The 9,991-nt window shown below is 58.5% G+C and carries 7 protein-coding genes, 1 tRNA gene and 2 rRNA genes (1 of these 10 running past the window's edge); 7 read left to right on the plus strand and 3 right to left on the minus strand.

What is annotated here, in order from left to right:
* Window positions 1–24: 24 nt before the first annotated feature.
* From J3P73_RS20170 to J3P73_RS20200, 7 genes are all read left to right on the plus strand, one after another.
* Entirely contained in the window at window positions 25–1,110 is a 1,086-nt protein-coding gene (locus tag J3P73_RS20170) for an ABC transporter ATP-binding protein (protein WP_397516208.1), read from the plus strand.
* 76 nt (window positions 1,111–1,186) lie between these two features.
* A complete protein-coding gene (locus J3P73_RS20175) occupies window positions 1,187–2,227 on the plus strand; it encodes an ABC transporter substrate-binding protein (protein WP_003577020.1) in 1,041 nt (346 codons plus the stop codon).
* Window positions 2,228–2,339: 112 nt separating this feature from the next.
* Window positions 2,340–3,545: an ABC transporter permease gene (locus tag J3P73_RS20180; protein WP_130692577.1), complete on the plus strand. Its 1,206-nt coding sequence runs from the start codon at window positions 2,340–2,342 to the stop codon at window positions 3,543–3,545.
* Window positions 3,546–3,554: 9 nt separating this feature from the next.
* The gene (locus J3P73_RS20185) at window positions 3,555–4,364 is read left to right on the plus strand and encodes an ABC transporter permease (RefSeq protein ID WP_130692579.1); all 810 of its coding nucleotides are present in this window, start codon (window positions 3,555–3,557) and stop codon (window positions 4,362–4,364) included.
* 253 nt (window positions 4,365–4,617) lie between these two features.
* On the plus strand, window positions 4,618–5,487 hold the full coding sequence (locus J3P73_RS20190; protein ID WP_130692581.1) for a hypothetical protein: 870 nt from the start codon (window positions 4,618–4,620) through the stop codon (window positions 5,485–5,487).
* A gap of 44 nt (window positions 5,488–5,531) precedes the next feature.
* On the plus strand, window positions 5,532–6,110 hold the full coding sequence (locus tag J3P73_RS20195; protein ID WP_130692583.1) for a YceI family protein: 579 nt from the start codon (window positions 5,532–5,534) through the stop codon (window positions 6,108–6,110).
* A 61-nt stretch (window positions 6,111–6,171) separates the two neighbouring features.
* Window positions 6,172–7,361 (plus strand): IS3 family transposase gene (locus tag J3P73_RS20200; protein WP_130693083.1). Its coding sequence is split into 2 segments (ribosomal slippage): window positions 6,172–6,421 and window positions 6,421–7,361, totalling 1,191 coding nucleotides; the frame shifts between segments, so codons are not numbered across the junction.
* A gap of 232 nt (window positions 7,362–7,593) precedes the next feature.
* Here J3P73_RS20200 and J3P73_RS20205 read toward each other — a convergent pair.
* The 3 genes from J3P73_RS20205 to J3P73_RS20215 all read right to left on the minus strand — a co-directional run.
* Window positions 7,594–7,670, minus strand: a tRNA-Met gene (locus tag J3P73_RS20205).
* A 105-nt stretch (window positions 7,671–7,775) separates the two neighbouring features.
* Window positions 7,776–7,890 (minus strand): 5S ribosomal RNA (rrf, locus tag J3P73_RS20210).
* A gap of 184 nt (window positions 7,891–8,074) precedes the next feature.
* A 23S ribosomal RNA gene (locus tag J3P73_RS20215) occupies window positions 8,075–9,991 on the minus strand; it runs 1,026 nt beyond the window's last position.

Raw genomic sequence — 9,991 nt, forward strand, 5'->3', positions numbered from 1 at the left:
TGCCGCGAGCCGGAGGTCGCGCTGATGGCCATTGCAACGGCGAGCCCGATCGTCCGCTTCAGCGGTGTCTCCAAGAACTATGGAATCTACCAGGCCATCGACGGGATCGATCTCGATATTGTGCCGGGCGAGTTCATCACGTTTCTAGGCCCGTCGGGATCGGGCAAGACCACGACGCTGATGATGCTGGCCGGGTTCGAAACGCCGAGCGAAGGCACAATCGAGATGGATGGACGCCGCATCGAGAGGCTGCCGGCACACAAACGCAACATTGGTGTTGTCTTTCAAAATTACGCGCTCTTTCCGCATATGTCGGTGCGCGACAATCTGGCTTTTCCGCTCAGCGTACGCCGGGTGGAGGCCGCAGACATTCGAAGCCGGGTGGATGCTGCGCTGGCCATGGTGCATCTGGAAGGGTTGGGCGACCGCAAGCCGGTGCAGCTGTCCGGCGGACAGCAACAGCGCGTGGCGCTTGCTCGCGCCATCATCTTCAAGCCGCGCCTGATCGTTCTCGACGAACCGCTCGGCGCGCTCGACAAAAATCTGCGCGAGCACTTGCAGGCGGAACTGAAGGCGCTCCACCGCGACCTCGGCACGACCATGGTGTTCGTCACCCACGATCAATCCGAGGCCCTGACGCTCTCCGACCGGGTCGCCGTATTCAACAAGGGACGGATCGAGCAGATAGACACCCCGGAAGCTCTCTATGAACGGCCTGCGACACCTTTCGTCGCCTCCTTCATCGGCGAGAACAACATGCTGCCGGGCCGTATTGAAGCCAAGGACGGCGATGAGGTTGCGATCCGTTTCGCAGGCGGAGGCCTGTTGCGGGCTCGGTGCCAGACTTCGTGCAGGTCCGGCGACGAAATCATCCTCAGCATCCGACCGGAAAACATTCGCCGTGCGTCAGCCGATGCCGGCCAGCACGTCTCCGCCGCTGTCATCGACATCGTCTATCTCGGTGACCAGAGGCGCATCGTCGTCGAGGCCGACGGCATCGGCCGGCTGGTCTTCAAGACGAGTGCTGGCGGCGAAAAGCCGATCGCGCAAGGAGAGCGGATCGACATCGAACTCTCGGCCGGCGCCTGCCGGGTCCTGCCGAAGCAATAGGCATGGCGACAACCGGTCACCGGTGCCGTGCGATCTCAAGTGTGAAAACGAACCTAAAAACAAGGGGAATGCCAACATGAAAAAAATAGTCCATCTGGCCGCACTGGCGGCCGCACTTGCGTTACCTGGGATGGCCGCTGCGCGTGACCTTACCATTGTGTCCTGGGGTGGGATCTTTCAAGACGCGCAGCGTGACGTGTTCTTCACGCCGTTCAAGACGGAAACCAAGGCGCCGCTTTCAGAAGACAGCTGGGATGGTGGCGTCGGCGTGTTGCGCTCCAAGGCCCAGGCTGGCGACAGCAACACCTGGGATCTTGTCGAGGTAGAGGCGGAAGAGCTGACGATAGGCTGCGAGGAGGGCCTGTTCGAGGTCCTCGATCCCGCAAAGTTCGGTGGCGCGGAGAAATACCTTCCGGGCACGGCATCGGAGTGCGGTGTTCCGGCCAATATCTTCAGCATCGCGGTTGCCTATGACGGCGAAAAGTTCGCCAATGGTCCGAAAAGTTGGGCCGACTTCTGGGATGTGAAGAAATTTCCGGGCAAGCGCGCGCTGCGCAGCGGTCCGAAGATGAATCTCGAATTCGCGCTGATGGCCGATGGCGTTGCTGCAAACAAGGTCTATGAAACGCTGGCAACGCCTGAGGGCGTCGATCGCGCCTTCGCCAAACTCGATGCGCTGAAGCCTAATATCGTCTGGTGGACCTCTGGAAATCAGCCGATGCAACTGCTGGGCTCGGGCGAAGTCGCCATGACCACTTCCTACAATGGCCGCATTCCCGCAGCCAACGCTGCAGACAAGCGCAACTTCAAGATCATGTGGCCAGGCGCGATGCTGAACGTCGACAGCTGGGTCATCATGAAAGGCTCGCCCAATGCCGACAGCGCCTACAAGCTGATCGAATTCATGGCCAAGCCCGCCGTGCAGGCCAATTGGCCGGCCAAGCTGAACTACGGTGTCGGTGTTACCGAGGCACAGAAGCTGGTGCCTGCAGAACTCGCAGCAAACCTACCGACGGCACCGGAAAATCTGGCAGCCTCCATCACGCTCGATGCCGGCTTCTGGGTCAACCATATCGACCAGTTGACCGAGCGCTTCTCCGCCTGGGCAGCGAAGTAAACGCGAGGCCCCCTGGCACGTCCAGAGCCCGGGGGCTTTCCATACGGCAAAGAGGCTCCTTGTCCCGGAGCTGCCTTCCGGCCATTCCCTTGCAACAGAAGCAGCCGATGCCATGAGCGAGACGACGACTACCGGGTTTTCCATCAAGGCTGCGGGCCTCTTCCTCGTCCTGCCGCTTGTTCTGTTTTTGCTGGCAGTGTTCTTCGTGCCGCTGGCAGGGATGTTACGGCTGTCGATAGAGGATAGGGACCTGTCCAGCGTCATGCCTTTGACGGCGGAGGCGATAAAGCGATGGGATGGAACCGGCCTGCCGGCACCGGCTGTCTACGACGCGGTTGCATTGGATTTGATGGCTGCCAAGAAGACACGCACTGCAGGGGTCGCAGCAAGACGGCTCAATTACGATACTCCCTCGCTGCGCACCGTTGTCACCGCGACAGTGCGCAGCCTGCCGGAAATAGCCGGCACCGAAACCGACTGGGCGGCGGAACTGCCCGTCATCGACCCGGCTTGGGGCAGGCCCGACATTTGGCAGGCAATCGCCCGGGCACGAGGACCATGGAGTGATTTCTATCTGCTCTCTGCCTTCGACCTGCGCCGTGACCCCGCCGGCCGCCTCCACGCGGCGCGGGATGAAGGCGGCCTCTATGTCGATGTCTTGATCCGCACCTTCACCATTGCCTTCACCGTCACGGTCATCTGCATCGTCCTTGCCCTGCCGGCGGCTTTTCTGTTGATGTCGACCGGTGCCGGCGTATCCAGCCTGCTGATGATCGTCCTGCTGCTGCCCCTGTGGACCTCCGTTCTGGTGCGCTCTGCCGCCTGGATGGTGATCCTGCAGAAAAATGGGCTCATCAACACGCTGCTCATCAACATCGGCCTGATCGGACAGCCGCTGGAACTGATCTACAATCGGACGGGCGTGCTGATCGCGCTGGCCCATATTCTCCTGCCCTATGCGGTTCTGCCGATCCTCGGCGCGATGCGCAACGTTCCCAGAAACCAGACGCTGGCAGCGAACTCGCTTGGCGCCGGCCCGCTCAGAACCTTCTTCTCCGTCTACCTGCCTCAAATCCTGCCGGGCATTTCCGCCGGTGGACTTCTCGTCTTCATTCTTTCACTCGGCTACTACATCACCCCCCTGCTTCTCGGCGGTGCGGGCGATCAGTTGCTGCCCTACTACATCGCGTTCAACACCACCCAGACCGTCAACTGGGGCCTTGCTGCCGCGCTTGGCTCCGTACTGCTGGCTGCGACTTTCCTGCTCTACGCGGCCTATATCCGGCTGTTCGGCGTCCAGCGCATCGGATTGGGATAGGAGCCCGTCATGACCGACAGCACATATTGGTGGAAACTAGCGGGCAGGACATTTGGCTTCATCGTCTTGCTTTTCCTGATCGCACCGATCATTGCGATCATCCCGCTTTCCTTCAACACGTCGAGCATTCTCGCCTATCCGCTGGAGGGCTTCTCGTTCAAATGGTACGCTAAGTTCTTCGCCGACCCGCGCTGGTGGATCGCCATCAAAAACAGCCTGATTGTCGGGACCGCGACCGTCTGCATCGCCACGCCACTCGGCACGTTGGCAGGGCTCGGGCTGTCCATCTCCAGCTTTCGCGGTAAGTCCTTCCTCATCGCGAGCTTCATGTCGCCGATGATCGTTCCGACGGTGATCACCGCCGTCGGCATCTATTTCCTCTTCTCGCGGCTTGGCCTCGCCAACAGCCTGACTGGACTGGTGCTCGCCCATACAGCCCTTGCCGTGCCCTTCGTAGTGATCACCGTCAGCGCCTCGCTGAGCCAGCTTGACCGAGTGTTGTTGCGGGCATCCGCCAGCCTTGGCGCCGGCGGGCTGACGACCTTCCGGCGCGTGACCATGCCATTGATCATGCCCGGTATCGTTTCGGGCGCAATCTTTGCCTTCACCACATCCCTTGACGAGGTGGTGGTAGCAATCCTGCTCACCGGCCCCGAACAACGCACCCTGCCGCGCGAACTGCTAAGCGGCACGCGCGAGAACCTCGACCCGACGGTCATGGCCGTGGCAACACTCTTGATTACGCTGTCGGTCATCCTGCTTCTGGTTTTCACCGCCCTTCAGCAGCGTGGCAACAGGCTGATCGACAAGGACAAATAGGTGATCTGACAGAGCCCCGTTCAAGCATTTACCTCATCCCCAGTTCCAGTCGCGAGGGGAGTCGATTGGGCCTCCCCAGCATCGGCGAGAAGGGGTTTGCTCGTTCACTATTTTTGAACAGTTTGCCGCCTTGTGTTTCGGATTTGATCACGAATTTGTGTTGCCTCGCCACAGATAGTACACTTGTTAAATAAAATGGGCGCTTATAGCGTGCCGACCGATAATCTTGATCCGGCTTCGGGGAAATACAACCATGATGAAGCAGCTTCTGTTGACGACTGTCGGCGTGCCGTTTTTTCTCGGCATGGCCGTTGCGTTGGCCTCGATCGTGTTTCCAGCCAGGCGCGGGTTCATCATCGCCCTGCTGATCCCGCTGGCTGCTGTTGTCATCCACTTGATGCTCGAAGGTATGCCGGTGCTTCCTCCCGTTTCCGCAAAGCAGAAGCTCCCGATAATTCTGCTCTTCGGCGCCGGCATCTTTGCGATCCCGGCACTTGTGCGCAGGCCGCTTCCGGTGGCGGTCAGCACGATGCTGGTTGGCGTCGCGCTCGCCCTGTCAGGCTGGTTGCTGGGCAAGAACGTGCTCGTTGCCAATTCCACCAAATCCATCGTCGTTCTCGCCGTGTTTGTGGTCACGACCGCCGCGATCGGCCCAGCGATCGCAAAGCCGGCCGGTGCTCGCCGCGGGGAGCCATCGGCGTTGGCGACTGCGTTGCTTAGCGTTTCCATCGCGGCTGCGCTTTCGGCCGCGTTAGGCGCATTCGTCGGCATGGCCCAAATCGATGGTGCGCTTGCGGCGCTCACCGGCGGCTGGCTGCTGGTCAACTATATCAGCTATTTCAGGGGCGACGACCATGCGCTCGCACTGCGCGGTTTCGAGGGGCTTGCCTTTGCCGCCGTGATCTCGGTGCATTTGATTATGACAGCACTCTTTGCGCCGAAGGCGGCGCCCGCCGCAATCATATTCGCGGTTCTCCCCCTTGTCGTCGGCGCTTTCATTCTTCTCGGAGGCATCGCTTTCCATCGCCTTCCGCGGTTCCTTCGACCCATTGCTGCCGGCATTGCCACCGCGGTTCCGGCCACCATCGCCATCACCATCGCCGCCGTCCTCTTTCAGGGATGAACATTCGACCCAGGACGGGCCGGCCCAATCAAAGGAGAGTACCAATGAAATTCGCAGCTCTAGTCGCGGCCCTGACCGGCGCGCTTTTTGCAGGATCTGCTTTTGCAGCAGATACTTATGATGTTGACCCGACTCACGCTTGGGTCTCGTTCAAGATCAATCATGCCGGCTGGTCGAATGCCCACGGGATCTTCAAGACCGTTGGGGGCACGATCTCCTTCGACAAGGAAGACATTGCGAAAAGCTCGATCTCGCTGAAGCTCGATGCCAACAGCATCGACACAAACTTCGATCAGCGTGATTCCGACCTGAAGAGCCCCGATTTCCTCAATGTCGAGGAATTTCCCGATGTCACCTTCACCAGCACGAAGATCGAAAAGACCGGTGACAAGACCGCCAAGGTCAGCGGCGACCTGTCGCTTGCCGGCACCGTCAAAGCGGTCACCCTGGATGTCACCTGGAATGCCGAGTCTCCGCTTCCCTGGGATGCCAAGACCGTCAAGACCGGTTTCTCCGCCACAGGCAAGTTCAACGGCCTGGATTTCGGCCTGAAGAAACTTACGGATTTCGGCCTCGGTCCGGACCTTGCGCTCGACATCGATATCGAAGCCATCAAGAAGTGACCTTGCCCCGTTGAAATAATCCATTTTGAAGTAAGCTCTGGCCCATTGAGAGGACCAGAGGATGAAGCGCAATCGTTTCACAGACGAACAGATCATCGGCATATTGAAGGAGCACGAGGCAGGCACGCCGGTCTCGGAGCTTTGCCGCAAGCATGGCGTCAGCGATGCCAGCATCTATAAATGGAAGGCCAAGTTCGGCGGCATGGAGGTGTCCGAGGCCAAGCGGCTGAAGACGCTTGAGGACGAGAACACGAAGCTGAAGCGGCTTCTGGCGGATGCGATGCTCGACAATGCTGCCTTGAAAGACCTTTTGGGAAAGAAGTGGTGACGCCCGCGGCCAAGCGGAAAGCTGTCGCGCATCTGATGAGCCATCATGAGATGAGCGAACGGCGGGCGTGTAAAGCCATTGGTTTTTGCCGAATGACGGTCCGTTACGAGACCAGGCGCGACGATGATCATGAGCTTCGCGAGCGAATGAAGGCGTTGGCGCATGAACGTCGCCGCTTCGGATATCGACGCATTCATGTGCTGCTCCGGCGGGAGGGTCACCTCGTGAACCACAAGAGGCTCTTCCGGCTCTATCGGGAGGAGAAACTGACGGTGCGCAAGCGCGGCGGTCGCAAGCGAGCGATAGGCACGCGAGCGCCGATGCTGGTGCCGATGGTGGCCAATGATCGTTGGTCGCTAGACTTCGTGTCGGATCAGTTCACCGATGGGCGCAGGTTGCGGATTCTGACCGTCGTCGATGATTGCACGAGGGAGTGCCTGGCGCTCGTCGCCGATACATCGCTTTCCGGTCTTCGCGTCGCACGGGAGCTTGACCGGATTATCGAGGAGCGCGGCAAGCCGAGGATGATCGTCAGCGACAACGGCAGCGAGTTCACCAGCAACGCGATCCTGCAATGGGCGGACCGGACCAAAGTTGACTGGCATTACATTGCGCCTGGCAAGCCTATCCAGAACGCTTTTATCGAAAGCTTCAACGGGCGGCTGCGAGACGAGTTCTTGAATGAAACTCTGTTCTCGTCGCTTGCTCACGCCCGGTCCGCGCTTTCAAACTGGCGTAGTGATTACAACGATCAACGCCCGCATTCAGGCCTTGGCTGGCTGACACCGGCCGAATTCGCTCAGACACTCAACCCGCGACGTGATGCGGTGCTGCGCAGCCGAAATGGCTCCGCACCGCAACCCGCCGCTACCGAACCAACAACAGCAACCAAAAACCGCTGGAGCGAACTCAAAACTGGATAGAACTTGGGGGCAAGGTCACTGCAGGTCCACGGATCAATCGCCAACATCATGGCATCCATGGAGGCGATTGACGTGCTCGAGCAGCAGTTTCCGGCTGCCGCCCAGAACGACCTGATGGCGAAGATTGCCTCCGGCGAGATCGACACGGAAGCCAAAAAACAAAAGCTCCTCGAGGCTTACGCGGAGGAGCTCAAGAGCAAATACCCGGAGTGGGCAAATTTGCGAGTTTCAGTGGTTGCGGGGGCAGGATTTGAACCTGCGGCCTTCAGGTTATGAGCCTGACGAGCTACCGGGCTGCTCCACCCCGCGTTATTATTTTACAGCAGAAAGGGCCGCTTGCGCGACCCTTTTTGTTCGGCATGGGCCGTAGAGTTAGTGATGAGAAGATTGTTTTACATAAGTTGCGTTTTGCAGACCTGGCAGCGACCTACTCTCCCGCGTCTTAAGACGAAGTACCATGGGCGCAGGGGCGTTTCACGGCCGTGTTCGGAAAGGGAACGGGTGCAGCCACCCCGCCATAACCACCAGGTCGGCAAAGCGCAACTATATGTTTTGAGAAGCTGGTGAAGTGCTATGACTTCGTTTTTGAACACGTTTTAGAGCTCCAACCGGACGAACACTTCGTGTTCGCCGGGACCGGGCAAAGGCTGGTGCCTTCGCCTTGTCAGGACGACCGCTTTGCGGTCGCCTTGAGATGAGCATAGTCAATGAGAACGATCAAGCCAATCGAGCTATTAGTACCGGTAAGCTTCATGCGTTGCCGCACTTCCACACCCGGCCTATCAACGTGGTCGTCTTCCACGGCTCTGATAGGGAATACTCGTTTTCAGGTGGGTTTCCCGCTTAGATGCCTTCAGCGGTTATCCCGTCCATATATAGCTACCCTGCTATGCCCTTGGCAGGACAACAGGTCCACCAGAGATATGTCCATCCCGGTCCTCTCGTACTAGGGACAGATCCTGTCAATATTCCTACACCCACGGCAGATAGGGACCGAACTGTCTCACGACGTTCTGAACCCAGCTCACGTACCGCTTTAATTGGCGAACAGCCAAACCCTTGGGACCTGCTCCAGCCCCAGGATGCGATGAGCCGACATCGAGGTGCCAAACAACCCCGTCGATATGGACTCTTGGGGGTCATCAGCCTGTTATCCCCGGCGTACCTTTTATCCGTTGAGCGATGGCCCTTCCACGCGGGACCACCGGATCACTATGACCGACTTTCGTCTCTGCTCGACTTGTCAGTCTCGCAGTCAGGCGGGCTTATGCCATTGCACTCGACGACCGATTTCCGACCGGTCTGAGCCCACCATCGCGCGCCTCCGTTACTCTTTCGGAGGCGACCGCCCCAGTCAAACTACCCACCATACACTGTCCCGGACCCGGATAACGGGCCGCGGTTAGACATCCATGACGATAAGGGTGGTATTTCAAGGATGGCTCCACGGAAACTGGCGTCCCCGCTTCAAAGCCTACCACCTATCCTACACATGCCGACACGAATGCCAGTGTAAAGCTATAGTAAAGGTGCACGGGGTCTTTCCGTCTGACCGCAGGAACCCCGCATCTTCACGGGGAATTCAATTTCACTGAGTCTATGTTGGAGACAGCGGGGAAGTCGTTACGCCATTCGTGCAGGTCGGAACTTACCCGACAAGGAATTTCGCTACCTTAGGACCGTTATAGTTACGGCCGCCGTTTACTGGGGCTTCGATTCAAAGCTTGCACCTCTCCTCTTAACCTTCCAGCACCGGGCAGGCGTCAGACCCTATACGTCGTCTTGCGACTTCGCAGAGCCCTGTGTTTTTGATAAACAGTCGCTACCCCCTGGTCTGTGCCACCCCATAATAGTTGCCTAGCATGGGGTCACGCTTCTTCCGAAGTTACGCGTGCAATTTGCCGAGTTCCTTCAACATAGTTCTCTCAAGCGCCTTGGTATACTCTACCTGACCACCTGTGTCGGTTTCGGGTACGGTCTATACGGTGGAGCTATTTCCTGGAACCGCTCCGCTGCCCATCCAATCCAATAAGAATGAACAACTTGTGCAATCCGTCACTACCACCAGGCCCACGAATATTAACGTGGTTCCCATCGACTACGCATTTCTGCCTCGCCTTAGGGGCCGGCTAACCCTGCTCAGATTAACTTTAAGCAGGAACCCTTGGTCTTTCGGCGAGAGGGTCTCTCACCCTCTTTATCGTTACTCATGTCAACATTCGCACTTCCGATACCTCCAGGAGCCCTCACGGGTCTCCCTTCATCAGCTTACGGAACGCTCCGCTACCACTTGCGATTGCTCGCAAATCCTCAGCTTCGGTGCATGGCTTCAGCCCCGTTACATTTTCGGCGCAAAGACCCTTATTTAGACCAGTGAGCTGTTACGCTTTCTTTAAATGATGGCTGCTTCTAAGCCAACATCCTGGTTGTTTTGGGATCCTCACATCCTTTCCCACTTAGCCATGACTTGGGGACCTTAGCTGGAGGTTAGGGTTGTTGCCCTTTTCACGACGGACGTTAGCACCCGCCGTGTGTCTGCCGAGTAGTACTCCCCGGTATTCGGAGTTTGGTTAGGATCAGTAAGACGGTGAGTCCCCATAGCCCATCCAGTGCTCTACCCCCGGGGGTAT

This window comes from Rhizobium ruizarguesonis (assembly GCF_017357285.1).
Lineage (GTDB): Bacteria > Pseudomonadota > Alphaproteobacteria > Rhizobiales > Rhizobiaceae > Rhizobium > Rhizobium ruizarguesonis.

What these genes read in the sequence shown, in the direction of transcription:
- J3P73_RS20170 (WP_397516208.1), top strand. Translation starts at nt 25, where the DNA reads ATGGCCATTGCAACGGCGAGCCCGATCGTCCGCTTCAGCGGTGTCTCC.
- J3P73_RS20175 (WP_003577020.1), top strand. Translation starts at nt 1,187, where the DNA reads ATGAAAAAAATAGTCCATCTGGCCGCACTGGCGGCCGCACTTGCGTTA.
- J3P73_RS20180 (WP_130692577.1), top strand. Translation starts at nt 2,340, where the DNA reads ATGAGCGAGACGACGACTACCGGGTTTTCCATCAAGGCTGCGGGCCTC.
- J3P73_RS20185 (WP_130692579.1), top strand. Translation starts at nt 3,555, where the DNA reads ATGACCGACAGCACATATTGGTGGAAACTAGCGGGCAGGACATTTGGC.
- J3P73_RS20190 (WP_130692581.1), top strand. Translation starts at nt 4,618, where the DNA reads ATGATGAAGCAGCTTCTGTTGACGACTGTCGGCGTGCCGTTTTTTCTC.
- J3P73_RS20195 (WP_130692583.1), top strand. Translation starts at nt 5,532, where the DNA reads ATGAAATTCGCAGCTCTAGTCGCGGCCCTGACCGGCGCGCTTTTTGCA.